Genomic DNA, 16,640 nt, shown 5'->3' with positions numbered 1-16,640 from the left:
CGCGTGCGGTTGCCCACAGCCTGTGGACGGCCGGGCTCCCGGACGCCAGATAGCGTTAACATGACGAGAAATCGTCCGGTACCCCGAGCGGACTGGAACGGAAGGCACGCCCGTGACCTCACCGCACTACTCCTCAGCCGAGCCGAGCGACCCCAGGGACCGCCCCGCCCGCCTCACCGTGGGCGTCGTCGGAGCCGGCCGCGTCGGGCCCGCGCTCGCCGCCTCCCTGGCCCTGGCGGGGCACCGCCCGGTCGCCGTCTCCGGCGTCTCCGACGCCTCCGTGCGGCGCGCCGCCGCCCTGCTGCCCGACGTGCCCCTGGTGACGCCCGCCGAGGTACTCGCGCGGGCCGACCTCGTCCTCCTGACGGTCCCCGACGACGCCCTGCCCGGGCTCGTCGAGGGCTTCGCCGAGACCGGCGCCGTCCGCCCAGGACAGCTCCTCGTGCACACCTCGGGCCGGTACGGCACCCAGGTCCTCGACCCGGCCCTGCGCGCGGGCGCGCTGCCGCTGGCGCTGCACCCCGCGATGACGTTCACCGGCACACCCGTCGACGTCCAGCGGCTCGCGGGCTGCTCGTTCGGCGTGACGGCGCCCGAGGAGCTGCGGCTCGCGGCGGAGGCCCTGGTCATCGAGATGGGCGGCGAGCCCGAGTGGATCGCCGAGGAGAACCGCGCGCTCTACCACGCGGCCCTCGCCCTCGGCGCCAACCACCTGGTCACCCTCGTCGCCGAGTCGATGGAGCTGCTGCGCGAGGCCGGGGTCGGCGCCCCCGACCGCATGCTCGGCCCGCTGCTCGGCGCCGCCCTGGACAACGCGCTCAGGTCCGGCGACGCCGCCCTCACCGGCCCCGTCGCGCGCGGGGACGCGGGCACGGTCGCCGCGCACGTCACCGAGTTGCGCAAGCACGCCCCGCAGACCGTCGCCGGCTACCTGGCGATGGCCCGCGCCACCGCCGACCGCGCCCTCGCGCACGGCCTGCTCAAGCCGGAGCTGGCCGAGGACCTGCTCGGCGTCCTCGCGGCCGGTGAGGAGTCCCGATGAGCGTCCGTCTGCTGCACAAGGGCGACGACCTGCGCGCGCGTACGCGTGCCGGACAGCGCGTCGTCGTCATGACGATGGGCGCCCTGCACGAGGGCCACGCCACGCTGATCCGCACCGCGCGCGAGCGCGCGGGCGAGGACGGCGAGGTCGTCGTCACGGTGTTCGTGAACCCGCTCCAGTTCGGCGCGGGCGAGGACCTCGACCGCTACCCGCGCACCCTCGACGCCGATGTGAAGATCGCCGAACAGGCGGGTGCCGACGCCGTCTTCGCGCCCGACGTCGACGAGGTCTACCCCGGCGGCCGGCCGCAGGTGCGGATCACCGCGGGGCCCATGGGGGAGCGGCTCGAAGGCGCCAGCCGCCCCGGCCACTTCGACGGCATGCTCACCGTCGTCGCCAAGCTGCTGCACCTCACGCGCGCGGACGTCGCCCTGTTCGGCCAGAAGGACGCGCAGCAGCTCGCCCTGATCCGCCGCATGGCCCGCGACCTGAACTTCGACGTGGAGATAGCCGCCGTCCCCACCGTCCGCGAACCCGACGGCCTCGCGCTGTCCTCCCGCAACCGCTATCTCTCGCCCGACGAGCGGCGCGCCGCGCTCGCCCTGTCCCGCGCCCTGTTCGCGGGCCGCGAGCGGCACGCCGCGCAGGAGGCGCTGCGCGCGCGGGCTGCCGAAAACCCCACCACGCGTGCGCGGGCGCGCGCCCTGGACCGCATCGGCGAGTCCCGCGCCGCCGCCGACGCGCACGCCGTCGCCTCCCCGGGCGGCCCCGCCGCCGTGCTCGCCGCGGCCCGCCAGGTCCTCGACGACGCCCGCCGGCAGAGCCCCCCGGTCGACCTCGACTACCTGGCCCTCGTCGACCCGTCGGACTTCACCGACGTGGGCGCCGACTTCGTGGGCGAGGCCGTCCTCGCCGTCGCCGCGCGTGTGGGCAGCACCCGGCTCATCGACAATCTGCCCCTGACCTTCGGAGCCCGCCCATGACCCGCACCGGCATACGTCTGCACGCGCCGCACCCCGGCTGGTCCATCGACGCCGACGTGGTCGTCGTCGGCTCCGGCGTCGCGGGCCTGACCGCCGCGCTGCGCTGCGAGGCGGCGGGCCTGAGCACCGTCGTCGTCACCAAGGCCCGCCTCGACGACGGCTCCACGCGCTGGGCGCAGGGCGGCGTCGCCGCGGCGCTCGGCGACGGCGACACCCCCGAGCAGCACCTCGACGACACCCTCGTCGCGGGCGCGGGCCTGTGCGACGAGGAGGCCGTACGCGTCCTCGTCACCGAGGGCCCCGGCGCCGTGCACCGCCTCATCGGGACCGGCGCCCGCTTCGACGCGGCCGACGGCGGCGAACTGGCCCTGGGCCGCGAGGGCGGCCACCACCGGCGCCGCATCGTGCACGCGGGCGGCGACGCGACCGGCGCGGAGATCTCCCGCGCCCTCGTCGACGCCGTACGCGCGCGTGGCCTGCGCACGATCGAGAACGCGCTGGTCCTGGACCTGCTCACCGACACCGAGGGCCGCACGGCGGGCGTCTCGCTGCACGTCATGGGCGAGGGCCGGCACGACGGCGTCGGCGCGGTGCACGCCCCGGCGGTCGTCCTGGCGACCGGCGGCATGGGCCAGGTGTTCTCCGCGACGACGAACCCGCACGTGTCCACCGGCGACGGCGTCGCGCTCGCCCTGCGCGCCGGGGCCGAGGTCAGCGACCTGGAGTTCGTGCAGTTCCACCCGACCGTGCTGTTCCTCGGCGCCGACGCGGAGGGACAGCAGCCGCTGGTCTCCGAGGCCGTACGCGGCGAGGGCGCGCACCTGGTGGACAGGGACGGCGTGCGCTTCATGGTGGGGCAGCACGAGCTGGCCGAGCTGGCGCCCCGCGACATCGTCGCCAAGGGCATCACGCGCCGCATGCTGGAGCAGGACACCGACCACATGTTCCTGGACGCCCGGCACTTCGGCGCGGCCCTGTGGGAACAGCGCTTCCCGACGATCCTCGCCGCCTGCCGCGCGCACGGCATCGACCCGGTCACCGAGCCGATCCCGATCGCACCGGCCGCGCACTACGCCTCCGGCGGCGTACGCACCGACCGGCACGGCCGCACCACCGTCCCGGGCCTGTACGCGTGCGGTGAGGTCGCCTGCACGGGCGTGCACGGCGCGAACCGGCTCGCGTCCAACTCGCTGCTCGAAGGGCTCGTGTACGCCGAGCGCATCGCTGATGACGTGGAGAAGCACCACGCGGAACTGGGCCGCTACGCGCGCGTGCCCGCCCCGCTGCCCCGCTCCGACACGCCCACGCACCCGCTGCTGCCCGCCTCGGCCCGTACGGAGATCCAGCGCGTGATGACGCGCGGAGCGGGCGTCCTGCGCTCCGCCGCCTCGCTGGCCGGCGCGGCGGACGACCTGGACCGCATCCACGCCGAGGCCGCCGCGGCCCTCGCCGAGCAGGGCACGACCGCCGAGCCGGGCGTCGCCACCTGGGAGGCCACCAACCTGCTGTGCGTGGCCCGCGTCCTGGTCGCCGCCGCCCGCGCCCGCGAGGAGACCCGCGGCTGCCACTGGCGCGAGGACCACGCGGACCGCGACGACGAGCACTGGCGCCGCCACATCGTCACCACGCTGAACCCGGACCGCACTCTGGCCACCCGCACCACTCCCAGCGCAGACTTCCCCGCAACGGCAACAACCCTCCAGGAGCAGTGACCGACGTGAGCGCCACCCCCGACCTCCCTCTGGCAGACGCCGACAGCGGCGGCTGCGGCGATTCCTGCGGCTGTGCGCACGAGGCGTCCGAGGACGCCCTGGAGTGCGGCCTCGACCCGTCGCTGGCCCAGCTCCTGACGGGCGCGGGCCTCGACCCCGTAGAGATCGAGGACATCGCCCACATGGCGATCGCCGAGGACCTCGCCGGCGGCGTCGACGTCACCACCGTCGCCACCATCCCCGAGGAGGCCGTCGCCACCGCCGACTTCACCGCGCGCGAGGCGGGCGTCGTCGCCGGGCTGCGGGTCGCCGAGGCGATCATCTCCGTGGTCGCCACCGACGAGTTCGAGGTCGAGCGGCACGCCGAGGACGGCGACGCGGTCGAGGCCGGGCAGAAGCTCCTGTCGGTCACCACCCGCACCCGCGACCTGCTCACCGCCGAGCGCAGCGCGCTCAACCTGCTGTGCCGCCTGTCCGGCATTGCCACCGCCACGCGCGCGTGGGCGGACGCCCTGGACGGTACGAAGGCCAAGGTCCGCGACACCCGCAAGACGACGCCGGGCCTGCGCTCCCTGGAGAAGTACGCGGTCCGTATGGGCGGCGGCGTCAACCACCGCATGTCCCTGTCGGACGCGGCGCTGGTCAAGGACAACCACGTGGTGGCCGCGGGCGGCGTCGCCGAGGCGTTCCAGGCCGTACGGGACCGCTTCCCGGGCCTGGCGATCGAGGTCGAGGTCGACACGCTGCACCAGCTGCGCGAGGTTCTGGACGCGGGCGCCGACCTGATCCTGCTGGACAACTTCACGCCCGGCGAGACCGAGGAGGCCGTCGCCCTCACCGACGGCCGCGCCCTCCTGGAGTCCTCGGGCCGCCTCACCCTGGAGAACGCGGCGACCTACGCGCGTACCGGCGTGGACTTCCTCGCGGTGGGCGCCCTGACGCACTCCTCGCCGATCCTCGACATCGGCCTCGACCTGCGAGAGGCCGGCGCCTGATGCTGCTGACCATCGACGTGGGCAACACCCACACCGTCCTCGGCCTGTTCGACGGCGACGAGATCATCGAGCACTGGCGCATCTCCACGGACGCCCGCCGCACCGCCGACGAGCTGGCCGTGCTGCTCCAGGGCCTGATGGGCATGCACCCGCTGCTCGGCGACGAGCTGGGCGACGGCATCGACGGCATCGCCATCTGCTCGACCGTTCCCTCGGTCCTGCACGAGCTGCGCGAGGTGACGCGCCGCTACTACGGCGACGTCCCGGCCGTCCTCGTGGAGCCCGGCATCAAGACGGGCGTGCCGATCCTCATGGACAACCCCAAGGAGGTCGGCGCCGACCGCATCATCAACGCGGTGGCGGCCGTCGAGCTGTACGGCGGCCCGGCGATCGTCGTGGACTTCGGTACGGCGACGACGTTCGACGCGGTCTCCGCGCGCGGGGAGTACACCGGCGGCGTGATCGCGCCCGGCATCGAGATCTCCGTCGAGGCGCTCGGGGTGCGCGGCGCGCAGTTGCGCAAGATCGAGCTGGCTCGCCCGCGCAGCGTCATCGGCAAGAACACGGTCGAGGCCATGCAGTCGGGCATCGTGTACGGCTTCGCGGGCCAGGTCGACGGCGTCGTCAACCGGATGGCCCGCGAGCTGGCCGACGACCCGGACGACGTCACCGTCATCGCCACGGGCGGCCTGGCGCCGATGGTGCTCGGCGAGGCGTCCGTCATCGACGAGCACGAGCCGTGGCTGACGCTGATCGGCCTGCGCCTCGTCTACGAGCGCAACGTCTCCCGCGCCTGACCCCGCTCGGCCCGCCCCCGCCCCCGGCTCCCCGCGAGGACCGGGGGCGGACGCGTCCGTACAGGTACCGAGCCGTCACCTGTGCCGCGCCGACGACCCCGCCGCGCCCGCGACCGTAAATTCATTAACTTTGTCTGATTAGCCCGTATTGTCAGCTCATGCCCACGCCCTACGGAAACCGCGGCGGCATGGCGTTCGGCGCACAAGAGCTGCGTGTGCTCCGCCGCGCCCTCGCCCTCGCCCTGCATCCCAGCCCCGCCCCGGACCAGGACGTCCGGGACTGCCTGCGACTCGCGGAGTCGCTCGACGAGGCCGTACGGGAAAGCGCCCGCATGCGCGACTTCCTGCTGGCCGACCTCGACCGCTACCGGGCCGCCCTGCCCGGCTCCGTCACCGGCTATCTGAGCCTGCTGGAAGACGCCCTCGCGGCCGGCCACCAGCCCGGCGTCGACGACCTGTCCGCCCTGCGCGCCCTGCGCGGCAACCCGGCGGCCGCCGTCCTCCTCGAGCGCTGCCGCACCCTCGCCGAGCAGGGCGTACGCGAGAAGCTGGCCGCCCGCGAGCGCCCGCGCGTGCCGGCCTCCCGCGTCCATCTGCTGGCGCTGCCCGGCGGGCTCTCGGCCGCCGACTCCAAGCCGTCGCACCCCGAACCGCGCAAGCCGCAGGAGCCGCCGCGCCCGGTGCCCACCCCGGCCGAGGTCTTCCCGCCCAAGCGCCGCCCGGAGCGGCCCGAGGCCCCGGCGCGGCGCCTTCGGGTGGGATAGCTACTCTGGGAGGCATGGACTATGTCTCCGCGCTCGTGCCGCCGGTGGTGATGGCCGCGTTCTTCATCGGCCTGATCGTGACGATCGTGAAGTCGCAGGGTGGCGACCGCAAGGCCAAGGAGGACGCGGCCGTGGACGCCGCGCTCGCCCGCGCCGAGGCCGCCCGGCAGGACACCGGCGTGAAGCAGGACGCCGGCGCCTGACCGGCCCGACGAACCGGCCCGACGACCGATTGACAGGCCCCCTCGGGGGTCGCACAGGGGCGCCCATCGGGCGCCCCTTTTGTCATTGTGTGCCCCCTCTGGCACGTCCATCGGTGAATTGCCGTGTTCTCCCACTAGGGTGCTGTCCGTGCCGCGCCCCTTGGGAGAACTCGAAGACGCAGTGATGACACGGGTGTGGAAGTGGAACCGCCCGGTGACCGTGCGGGAGGTCCTGGAGGATCTTCAGCAGGAACGGTCCATCGCGTACACGACCGTCATGACGGTATTGGACAATCTCCACCAGAAGGGCTGGGTACGCCGCGAGGCCGAAGGCCGGGCCTATCGATATGAGGCCGTCTCCACCCGCGCCGCGTACTCCGCCGCCCTCATGAACGACGCCTGGGCGCAGAGCGACAACCCCGCCGCCGCCCTCGTCGCCTTCTTCGGCATGATGTCGCAGGAGCAGCGCGAGGCCCTGCGGGACGCCATGCGCATCGTGCAGCCCGGAGAACCCGCCCCGCCGACGCCCGAACAAACAGGCGAGTCCGCCGCCGCCCCCGGGGAAGCCGACGGGCGGGCCGGGCGATAGCGTCCGTTCATGCCAGCAGAGCCACCCGAAGTCGACGCACACCCCGATTCGACCGTGAAAGCGGTCACCGTACGCCGGGCCAGGACCGCCGATGTCCCCGCCGTGCGCCGACTCCTCGACGCCTACAGCCGCCGCGGCATCCTGCTCGACAAAGCCACCGTCACGCTTTACGAGGACATCCAGGAGTTCTGGGTCGCCGAACGCGACGACAACGCGGAGGTCGTGGGCTGCGGCGCGCTGCACGTCATGTGGGAAGACCTCGCGGAAGTCCGCACGCTGGCGGTGAATCCACAGGTCAAGGGCGCGGGCGTCGGGCACCGGCTGCTGGAGAAGCTGCTCCAGACCGCCCGCTGGATCGGTGTTCGCCGGGTTTTCTGCCTCACCTTCGAAGTCGACTTCTTCGCCAAGCACGGCTTCGTGGAGATCGGCGAGACTCCCGTCGATACCGTCGACACCGATGTCTACAGTGAGCTCCTGCGTTCCTATGACGAGGGCGTCGCGGAGTTCCTGGGTCTCGAACGAGTGAAACCCAACACCTTGGGCAACAGTCGGATGCTTCTGCATCTGTGATCATCGCGTTCGGTATTCCTACGACCACACCCCCTCGGTGCCCTATGTCCGATACGCGCATGTTTTCGGACCGGGCTGGGCAGTGTGCAACTCCCGGATCTCATCCGGATCTCCGCCAGGGGTTTGTGTTTTCCCCGCAAAAGCGGTTTGCTTTCCGACGTACTGCAGTACTGCATATAACAAGGGGACGGCGAATCAGCGGCCTCGGCCGCGAAGGGTCCCGCCCTTCAGATATCGATGAAAGGAAATCCGGTGGCACAGAAGGTTCAGGTCCTTCTTGTCGATGACCTCGACGGTGGCGAGGCGGACGAGACGGTGACGTTCGCGCTCGACGGCAAGTCGTACGAGATCGACCTCACCACCGCCAACGCGGACAAGCTCCGCGGTCTCCTCGAGCCGTACGTCAAGGGCGGCCGGCGCACCGGTGGCCGTGCCGCGGGCGGCCGGGGCAAGGCGCGCGCCGCGTCCGGTGGCAACCAGGACACCGCGCAGATCCGCGCCTGGGCGAAGGAGAACGGTCACGACGTCAACGACCGCGGCCGCGTCCCCCAGCACATCCGTGAGGCCTACGAGAAGGCCAACGGCTGACGCGTCCGCGCCGGCCTCGCACGGCGCAGTCGGGCCCGGTGGCAGTGGGTCGCCGCCGTGTCCACGAGTCGTACGAGATCGGGGGCGCCCCCACCGCCCCCCACGGCCGACCGGGCCGACACGGCCGACAAGGTCGTCAGCGCCGGGAGTACCGGTTCCACGTCGCGTCCGGGCTCGGGGGGCCGCACCCACAGCGCGGCCTCCTGCGGACCGCCGTGCCCCACAGGCGTGGGCGCCTCGATGAAGGCGCCCTCCCCGAGCGGCACGAGGTCCGGGGCGAGCGAGCCCCACTCCAGCCAGTCGAGCAGCCCCGGGATCTCCTCCGCGCTGCCGGCGGCCAGCAGCAACTGCATCGTCTCCCCGCGCACCGCGACCGGTGAGCGCGGATCCAGCCTGCGCAGCATCGAGAACCCGGCGTCCGCCGGCACCTCCAGCACGTCGAACCTGACGCCCGTGCGCAGGCGCACCCCCTCGGGGCCCTCCGTGGCCGGCCAGCCGAGCTGATCCTCGTACCACTGCCGGACCGGGTGGCGCGCGGCCGACTCGCGGGCGAGCGGGCGGCGCGGTGTGGGGACCGTGGAGCCGGTGGCGGGGGTGGCAGCGACCATGACCGGGAAACGCCCGGACGGCCCTGGAGTTACGCACCGTCGCTCGCCGGGTGCGCTGGGTGCCCGGATCGGGGGCGCGCGGAGGTGTGGGACGGCGCAAGGTTGTTCGCCCGTAGCGGAGGGAACCGGCGCGCGCCGCATGGAGTGTCAGTGCGTGCGGGTAAGACATCCCTAGTGGGAGGGGCGACACGCTCAGGTTCGGCGGCCCGCGTTCGCCATCGGCGTAGTGATGGTGAGGGTATCCGCTTGGCCTGCGGGAACATCGTCTCGCACCATCAGGTTGAGGCAGTTGTCGGCGTTCGGGGGCAGGAGGCCATGAACGGGTGTCGGCAGTTGGAATGAGCGGTCCCCGCTTGCGGGACTAAGCTGCGGAAGGACAGGGAGGGGACAGCCCCCTTACTGCCTGACCGCTCTGAGGAGCGATTAACGATGTTCGAGAGGTTCACCGACCGCGCGCGGCGGGTTGTCGTCCTGGCTCAGGAAGAAGCCCGGATGCTCAACCACAACTACATCGGCACCGAGCACATCCTCCTGGGCCTGATCCACGAGGGTGAGGGTGTCGCCGCTAAGGCCCTGGAGAGCCTCGGGATTTCGCTCGAGGCGGTCCGCCAGCAGGTGGAGGAGATCATCGGTCAGGGCCAGCAGGCCCCGTCCGGGCACATCCCCTTCACCCCCCGTGCCAAGAAGGTCCTGGAGCTGTCGCTCCGCGAGGCCCTTCAGCTCGGCCACAACTACATCGGCACGGAGCACATCCTGCTCGGCCTGATCCGCGAGGGCGAGGGCGTCGCCGCCCAGGTCCTGGTCAAGCTGGGCGCCGACCTCAACCGGGTGCGGCAGCAGGTCATCCAGCTGCTCTCCGGTTACCAGGGCAAGGAGACCGCCACCGCCGGCGGTCCTGCCGAGGGCACGCCCTCCACGTCCCTGGTGCTCGACCAGTTCGGCCGCAACCTGACGCAGGCCGCTCGTGAGTCCAAGCTCGACCCGGTCATCGGGCGCGAGAAGGAGATCGAGCGCGTCATGCAGGTCCTGTCGCGCCGTACCAAGAACAACCCGGTCCTGATCGGTGAGCCCGGCGTCGGCAAGACCGCCGTCGTCGAGGGGCTCGCGCAGGCCATCGTCAAGGGCGAGGTGCCCGAGACCCTCAAGGACAAGCACCTCTACACCCTGGACCTCGGCGCGCTGGTCGCCGGCTCCCGCTACCGCGGTGACTTCGAGGAGCGCCTGAAGAAGGTCCTCAAGGAGATCCGCACCCGCGGCGACATCATCCTGTTCATCGACGAGCTGCACACGCTGGTCGGTGCGGGTGCCGCCGAGGGCGCCATCGACGCCGCCTCCATCCTCAAGCCGATGCTGGCCCGAGGCGAGCTCCAGACGATCGGTGCGACCACGCTCGACGAGTACCGCAAGCACCTGGAGAAGGACGCCGCGCTGGAGCGCCGCTTCCAGCCCATCCAGGTCGCGGAGCCGTCGCTGCCGCACACCATCGAGATCCTCAAGGGTCTGCGCGACCGCTACGAGGCCCACCACCGCGTCTCCATCACCGATGAGGCGCTGGTCCAGGCCGCGACGCTCGCCGACCGGTACATCTCGGACCGCTTCCTGCCGGACAAGGCGATCGACCTGATCGACGAGGCCGGCTCCCGGATGCGCATCCGCCGGATGACCGCGCCGCCGGACCTCCGCGAGTTCGACGAGAAGATCGCCGACGTGCGCCGCGACAAGGAGTCCGCGATCGACTCGCAGGACTTCGAGAAGGCCGCGTCCCTGCGCGACAAGGAGAAGCAGCTCCTCGCCGCGAAGGCCAAGCGCGAGAAGGAGTGGAAGGCCGGCGACATGGACGTCGTGGCCGAGGTCGACGGCGAGCTGATCGCCGAGGTCCTCGCCACCGCCACGGGCATCCCGGTCTTCAAGCTGACCGAGGAGGAGTCCTCGCGTCTGCTGCGGATGGAGGACGAGCTCCACAAGCGCGTCATCGGCCAGAAGGACGCCGTCAAGGCGCTCTCGAAGGCGATCCGCCGTACCCGCGCCGGTCTCAAGGACCCGAAGCGTCCCGGTGGCTCGTTCATCTTCGCCGGCCCGTCCGGTGTCGGTAAGACCGAGCTGTCCAAGGCGCTCGCCGAGTTCCTCTTCGGCGACGAGGACGCGCTGATCTCCCTCGACATGTCGGAGTTCAGCGAGAAGCACACGGTCTCGCGTCTCTTCGGTTCGCCCCCCGGTTACGTGGGCTACGAAGAGGGCGGTCAGCTCACCGAGAAGGTGCGCCGCAAGCCGTTCTCCGTCGTCCTGTTCGACGAGGTGGAGAAGGCCCACCCGGACATCTTCAACTCGCTGCTGCAGATCCTGGAGGACGGTCGTCTGACCGACTCCCAGGGCCGGGTCGTGGACTTCAAGAACACGGTCATCATCATGACGACCAACCTCGGCACGCGGGACATCTCGAAGGGCTTCAACCTCGGCTTCGCGGCCCAGGGCGACACGAAGACCAACTACGAGCGCATGAAGAACAAGGTGTCGGACGAGCTCAAGCAGCACTTCCGCCCCGAGTTCCTCAACCGTGTGGACGACGTCGTCGTCTTCCCGCAGCTCACGCAGGAGGACATCCTCGCCATCGTCGACCTGATGATCGGCAAGGTGGACGAGCGCCTCCGCGACCGCGACATGGGCATCGAGCTGTCGCAGTCCGCCAAGGAGCTGCTGTCGAAGAAGGGGTACGACCCGGTGCTGGGCGCGCGTCCGCTGCGCCGCACGATCCAGCGCGAGATCGAGGACACCCTCTCGGAGAAGATCCTCTTCGGCGAGCTGCGTCCGGGCCACATCGTGGTCGTCGACACGGAGGGCGAGGGCGAGAGCAAGACCTTCACCTTCCGCGGCGAGGAGAAGTCGGCGCTGCCCGACGTCCCGCCGATCGAGCAGGCCGCCGGCGGCGGTTCCGGCCCGAACCTGAGCAAGGAGGCGTAGCCCTACCGGGGTGAGCCAGTGAAAGGGGCCGGTGCTTCTCGGAGCACCGGCCCCTTTCGCATGCCCGATGGTCGTCAGCGCGGGTCGAGGGTGACGGTGGCGTCGGGGATGAGGCCGGCGTAGTCGGCGAGGCTGAGGGTGGCGCCCCGGGCGGGCGACACGATCACCTCGCGTACGCCCGGCAGCCGCTCGGGCAGGACCGAGAGGTCCTCGATGCTCGCGAGCCCCGGGAGCCGCAGCAACCGCACCCGGGGCAGCGTCGGCAGCACCAAGAGGCAGTCGCGGAAGCGCCGCAGCATCCTGCCGTTCAGATACAGCCGTTCCAGGCCGGGCAGGGCCGCCACCTCGCTCCAGTCATCGGCCGTCGGGGCCTCTGGGAGCGGGCCGAGGCTGAGAGTACGCAACGTCGGCCACGCGGACAGGCCCCGCAGGCCCGTGCGGTAGGTGCTGTCCTCGCCGAGGAACAGCCACTCCAGGGGTGCTTCGCGCGGCAGTACGTCGGTGAGCGCGTCGCCGTCGAGACGCTGGGCCAGCGACAGGCGGCGCAGGGTGTGCAGAGAGCGCAGCCCGGTCAGCCCGGCGACGTGGGCCAGGACGAGGGTGTGCAGTTCCAGGGGCGCGAGAGAGCCCACGCTCCGCACGGCCGTGCCGTCGGTGACCCACAGGCCGCGCAGGGCCGCGAACCGGGACAGCTCGCCGAAGTCGCTGACCAGTGCGTTCGCGTGCAGCTCCAGCTCCTCGACCGCGCCGGGGTCGGGTATCGCCGCCACGAGGTCGGACAGCGCGGCGGAGCCGGTGAAGGACAGGTGGCTCCACGGCCGCATCCGCCGCAGTGTGGCCCGCTCGGCGGGGGAGTGGCAGCTCAGGAACAGGTCCGTGCGGTCGAGGTGGTCGAGGACTTCCGTCGCGTACTCGTCGGCGTCGAACCGATGCCACGTACCCACCAGTTGGCGCCGCACGTCCAAAGACGGGTGCGCGCGGAAGCGGCGGAGGACCGGCAGCGCCCCCTCGTGCTCGGTGAGGGACGCCGCGACGACGACCCCGAGGGCCGCCTCGTCCGACAGCCCGTCAGGGCCCGGCAGCAGCTCCAGGACGAACGGTCCCGCCTGCGCCACCACCTCCGCGTCCGCCCGGCCGCTCGGCGGCAGCAGGGCCGCGGCGCGGTCCCGTACCGCCTGGACGATGTCCTGGTCGACGGCGGTCGCGTCCTGGAGGCAGGCGAGGGCCAGCAGCGTCGTACGAGGCAGGCCGGCGTCGAGGAGGCCGGTGAGCAGGCGGGCGCGTTCGCGGGGGCGGGCGTGGGCGACGGCCATCCGCAGCACGTCCTCCCACTGGGTGTCGCCGGCGTGTCCGATGAGGACGTCGAGGTGGCCCTCCTCGACGGCGTACCGGGCGGCGAGGTGGTCGAGGAAGGTGCGGTGCGCGAAGTCCACGACTCCGGCCGCCGGGCGCCGCAACACCCCGCTGCGCAGCAGCAGATGACGCAGGATCACCTGGGCGTCGCCCTGGCGGTGGGCGGCGGGGACGGTGGGCAGGGCGCGTTCGAGGAGGGCGAGCGCGGTGTCCTCGTCCATCTCGGTGCGGCCGGACAGGACGAGGGCGTAGGCGAGGCGTTGCAGGAGTTCGATCTGGTCCTCGGTCTCCAGGCCGATGCCGTCGAGGTCCGCCATGCCGCGCTGCCGGTCGCGTTCGGTGAGGAGCATCTGGAGGGCGGCGTCGTACAGGGCCTTGCGGCGGGGCGGGAGATAGCCGCGGCGGGCGCGGTGCAGGGCGCAGATCATGCCGCACATCAGGGGGTTGGTGGCGAGCCGGGCCAGCCGTCGGGCGGGGTGTGCGGGCAGTCGGAGGCGGCGGACAGGAACTCGGCGGGGGCGGGCAGCCGCGCCCCGCGGATCAGGGTGCGCAGCGGCAGCACGAACGGGACGCGGTCCGTGGCCGTCGCCGCGAGCCACTGCACGAGCGTCGTCTTGCCGGAGCCGGCCTCGCCGCGCAGCAGGACGCGGTCGTGCGCGGCGAGCGCGTCCTCGGCGCCGCGCCGCACGGTCGGCGGCTCCCCGTCCGCGCCCACGGCGCCCGGTCCGATGGCGCCGTCCTCGCCGTCGCGGTCGATCTCCAGGCTGAGGTAGGCGAGGTCGAGGGGCCAGGTGTCGTCGTGGTCGCGGTGGTCGAGGCCGAAGATCGTCAGGCGTCCGTGGCGGCGGGCGAGGTGGGCGCGGTAGCGGCGTTCGAACGCGGTGTCGCGGCCGGGCGCCTCGGGTGCCGCGCGCAGCAGCGCGTCGAGCTTGGTGAGGGTGGCGGCCTGGGTCCGGGACTGCTCGACGAGGGTGCGCGCGACGAAGGTGGAGCGCTGGGTGAAGAAGTGCAGGATGTGCAGGCAGGCCCACTCGGTGAGCGAGTCGAGGAAGTAGCCGGCGTCCGTGGACAGGTCCGGCGCGGGCGCGGCGCGGCGCAGGGCCCTGGCCAGTTCGCGGTGCCCGAGCCGCACGGCCTGTACGTCGTCCATGTCGAGGTCGCCGAGCGCGTGCAGGGTGCGGGCGAGCGCGTGGGCGACCGCCTCGGTCTCGTCGTACGGGAACGGGGGCTCGCCGGGGCCCTTGGCGGCCGCGTCGACCAGCCTGCGGGCGAGGCGTGCGAGGTCGTCGCCGGTCAGGGTGCGTTTCTCGCCGCGGAAGGAGACCAGCCCCGCCAGCCGTACGGGCCGGTCGGCGAGGCCCGCGCCGGGGCCTTCCTGGACGAGCAGGCGGCGCAGCGCGGGGGCGATGAGCGCGGAGGCCAGTCGGGTGCCGAGGACAGCGGGATCCATGGCCCGGGAGCGTAGCGCCGGTCACATGTGCGGGGTGGTGGATCTTGGCGGCCGGTGACATGCCGCACAGGCGTTTTGTCCGGTACTAGCGGAAATAGTGGTTGAAACCGGGTCTATCGACACCGTGATGCGACCGAGACCTTCTGGTGATTTGTCCGTTTCGGGGGTTGTGTGGGGTGGGGGCCGCGCAACGCCTGGGACGCTGGCCGCTCACGTGCGCCTAAACCTTCGATGTGGGGACAAAAAGGGCAATCCGCCGAGCCTTCTCCGGAGCCGTCAAGGGGCCTTCCGGCCCTCACCCCCGTACGAGGTCTGGTAGTAGATGCGGCGTTTGGGCGGTTTCGGGGGACGGGGTTACCAAGGGATGGCCGACCCGGTGACACGAGGACGTGTGCCGGGTCCGTTCACGCCCCCGGGCTCCGCTCATGACCCGGACGGCGACAGGACCCGAATGTCCCCGAAGCTCGAAGAGGTCACCTGTATGTCTCAGCGCACCACGTCCCACCGCCCCCGTACGTCCGCCTTCCGCAAGCGCGCCGCCGTCGTGGCCGCCGGTTTCGGAGTCTCGGCCGTGCTGGGCACCGGGGCCGTGTTCGCCGCGGACGCCGCCCAGAGCGGGCCGCTGCCCGGTGTCTCCGCCGCCTCGCTCCACGCGCAGGCCGACGCGCAGGCCAAGGCCGCCACGTCCGCCAAGCAGGCCGCCGCGAAGAAGGCCGCGGAGCAGCGTCAGGACGCCGCGAAGAAGGCGGCCTCCTGGATCGACCCCGTCGCCCACTACTCGCTCTCCGCCGGCTACGCGCAGGGCGGCAGCATGTGGGCCACCGGCAAGCACTCCGGGCAGGACTTCGCCGTGCCGATCGGTACGAGCGTCATGGCCGTGCACGGCGGCACCGTCGTCAAGACCGGCGGCAACGGCGCGGGTGACGGGCCGGCCTACGGCAACGCCGTCGTCATCAAGCACGCGGACGGTACGTACTCGCAGTACGCGCATCTGTCCCGGGTCGACGTCCATGTGGGGCAGAACGTCTCCACCGGGCAGCGCATCGCCCTCTCCGGGAACACCGGGAACTCCAGTGGGCCGCACCTTCACTTCGAGATCCGGACGACTCCGGACTACGGGTCCGCTGTCAATCCCGTCGACTTCCTTCACGGCAAGGGCGTCCACGTCTGACCTGGCCGGTCTTTGCGGGCGTGGGGTTGCAGCCCCGTCGGGCGGGTTCTTCGTCTGACGGTCGCGTCGTGGTCGCTCGCGCAGTTCCCCGCGCCCCTGGGGAGTTCTCCGGGTGAGGACCGCTGACCTGAACGTTGCGCAGTTCCCCGCGCCCCTGTCGGGGCGCGGGGTCAGTTCTCGTGGGCCCGGGTTACCAAATCCGTGGCTACCTCCAGGATGGCCAACCGTTTTTCTTCCTGCGTGCCCTCCACATCGTTGAGCACGAACATCCCCCCGTGCATAGAGATCAGCGCACTGAAACACCGCACACGATCCGTCAGCGCCGCCGACTCCGGCACCAGGCACCCCAGAAGCTCCCGCATCCGCTCCTTGAAGTTCTCCCCGATGCTCAGCTCCCGCACGGTCGCCTGGTTCTCCTGCATGAACCGGAACAGCGGCGCCGCGTCGGACAGCGCCAGACTGTAGCGGTCGAGGATCTCCCGCTTCGTCTCCAGCGTCATCGGCTGTTCCTGCGCCCACGCGATCAACTCGTCGATCGGCGTCATCAGATCCGAGAACAGGCTGACGACGATGTCTTCCTTCGTCTTGAAGTGGTAGTAGAGCGCTGCCTTCGTGACATCGAGCCGCTCGGCGATCTCCCGTAGCGACGTCTTCTCGTACCCCTGCTCGGAGATCAGTTCGAGAGCCACGTCCTGGATGCGCTGGCGCGTGTTCCCGCGGCGCTGCGGCTTGCTGCTGCCCGAATCCATGTCGTGCCCCACGTTCTGCCCCTTGGGAGAAAACTTACTTGACGCCCGGCTAGTTAGCGCTCTACCTTCCCATTGTAAGCAACTAGCCGGGCGGCAAGTAAGTGGGAG

14 protein-coding genes and 1 pseudogene are annotated in these 16,640 nt (G+C 71.7%); 12 read left to right on the top strand and 3 right to left on the bottom strand.

From position 1 onward, the window contains the following. Positions 1-112 precede the first annotated feature (112 nt). The 10 genes from ACZ7LY_RS19895 (at position 113) to ACZ7LY_RS19850 (ending at position 8,243) form a co-directional block, all read left to right on the top strand. Positions 113-1,042 (top strand): Rossmann-like and DUF2520 domain-containing protein, encoded by a 930-nt coding sequence (locus tag ACZ7LY_RS19895; protein ID WP_471625952.1) that lies wholly within the window; start codon positions 113-115, stop codon positions 1,040-1,042. Further along, positions 1,039-2,025 (top strand): pantoate--beta-alanine ligase, encoded by a 987-nt coding sequence (panC, locus tag ACZ7LY_RS19890; RefSeq protein ID WP_471625951.1) that lies wholly within the window; start codon positions 1,039-1,041, stop codon positions 2,023-2,025. The genes ACZ7LY_RS19895 and panC overlap by 4 nt, the downstream gene beginning before the upstream one ends. Next, entirely contained in the window at positions 2,022-3,737 is a 1,716-nt protein-coding gene (locus tag ACZ7LY_RS19885; RefSeq protein WP_471625950.1) for an L-aspartate oxidase, read from the top strand. Before panC ends, ACZ7LY_RS19885 begins: the two co-directional genes overlap by 4 nt. Next, positions 3,734-4,732, top strand: coding sequence for a carboxylating nicotinate-nucleotide diphosphorylase (gene nadC, locus ACZ7LY_RS19880; protein WP_471625949.1), 999 nt, complete (start codon positions 3,734-3,736; stop codon positions 4,730-4,732). The genes ACZ7LY_RS19885 and nadC overlap by 4 nt, the downstream gene beginning before the upstream one ends. Further along, positions 4,732-5,529 carry a type III pantothenate kinase gene (locus ACZ7LY_RS19875; protein WP_471625948.1) on the top strand — a complete coding sequence of 266 codons (798 nt, stop codon included), beginning with the start codon at positions 4,732-4,734 and terminating at the stop codon, positions 5,527-5,529. Before nadC ends, ACZ7LY_RS19875 begins: the two co-directional genes overlap by 1 nt. Before the next feature lie 158 nt (positions 5,530-5,687). Then, entirely contained in the window at positions 5,688-6,293 is a 606-nt protein-coding gene (locus ACZ7LY_RS19870) for a hypothetical protein (protein WP_471625947.1), read from the top strand. 14 nt (positions 6,294-6,307) lie between these two features. Further along, positions 6,308-6,496, top strand: coding sequence for a hypothetical protein (locus ACZ7LY_RS19865; RefSeq protein ID WP_471625946.1), 189 nt, complete (start codon positions 6,308-6,310; stop codon positions 6,494-6,496). A 148-nt stretch (positions 6,497-6,644) separates the two neighbouring features. Continuing rightward, positions 6,645-7,085, top strand: a complete 441-nt coding sequence (locus tag ACZ7LY_RS19860; protein WP_471625945.1) for a BlaI/MecI/CopY family transcriptional regulator — start codon at positions 6,645-6,647, stop codon at positions 7,083-7,085. Between the two features lie 9 nt (positions 7,086-7,094). Further along, positions 7,095-7,655, top strand: a complete 561-nt coding sequence (locus ACZ7LY_RS19855) for an amino-acid N-acetyltransferase (protein WP_471625944.1) — start codon at positions 7,095-7,097, stop codon at positions 7,653-7,655. Between the two features lie 252 nt (positions 7,656-7,907). Beyond that, positions 7,908-8,243, top strand: coding sequence for a histone-like nucleoid-structuring protein Lsr2 (locus ACZ7LY_RS19850; RefSeq protein ID WP_471625943.1), 336 nt, complete (start codon positions 7,908-7,910; stop codon positions 8,241-8,243). On the opposite strand, the gene ACZ7LY_RS19845 is transcribed toward ACZ7LY_RS19850, so the two are convergent. Continuing rightward, positions 8,222-8,851 carry an SCO3374 family protein gene (locus ACZ7LY_RS19845; RefSeq protein ID WP_471625942.1) on the bottom strand — a complete coding sequence of 210 codons (630 nt, stop codon included), beginning with the start codon at positions 8,849-8,851 and terminating at the stop codon, positions 8,222-8,224. The genes ACZ7LY_RS19850 and ACZ7LY_RS19845 overlap by 22 nt on opposite strands. A gap of 429 nt (positions 8,852-9,280) precedes the next feature. On the opposite strand from ACZ7LY_RS19845, the gene ACZ7LY_RS19840 reads away from it, so the two are divergent. Next, on the top strand, positions 9,281-11,809 hold the full coding sequence (locus ACZ7LY_RS19840; RefSeq protein WP_471625941.1) for an ATP-dependent Clp protease ATP-binding subunit: 2,529 nt from the start codon (positions 9,281-9,283) through the stop codon (positions 11,807-11,809). A gap of 74 nt (positions 11,810-11,883) precedes the next feature. Here ACZ7LY_RS19840 and ACZ7LY_RS19835 read toward each other — a convergent pair. Further along, a pseudogene (locus ACZ7LY_RS19835) lies at positions 11,884-14,612 on the bottom strand (NACHT N-terminal Helical domain 1-containing protein). Positions 14,613-15,093: 481 nt separating this feature from the next. Between ACZ7LY_RS19835 and ACZ7LY_RS19830 the strand changes: the two are divergent. Beyond that, the gene (locus ACZ7LY_RS19830; RefSeq protein WP_471625940.1) at positions 15,094-15,783 is read left to right on the top strand and encodes a M23 family metallopeptidase; all 690 of its coding nucleotides are present in this window, start codon (positions 15,094-15,096) and stop codon (positions 15,781-15,783) included. A 170-nt stretch (positions 15,784-15,953) separates the two neighbouring features. Here the strand turns inward: ACZ7LY_RS19830 and ACZ7LY_RS19825 are convergent, their stop codons facing one another. Then, entirely contained in the window at positions 15,954-16,532 is a 579-nt protein-coding gene (locus tag ACZ7LY_RS19825; protein ID WP_471626054.1) for a TetR/AcrR family transcriptional regulator, read from the bottom strand. Positions 16,533-16,640: the final 108 nt, after the last annotated feature.

This window comes from Streptomyces sp. NPDC107550 (assembly GCF_055639095.1).
Note: the sequence above shows the minus strand (reverse complement) of the source record. Positions and strands in the feature narration are given on the sequence as shown.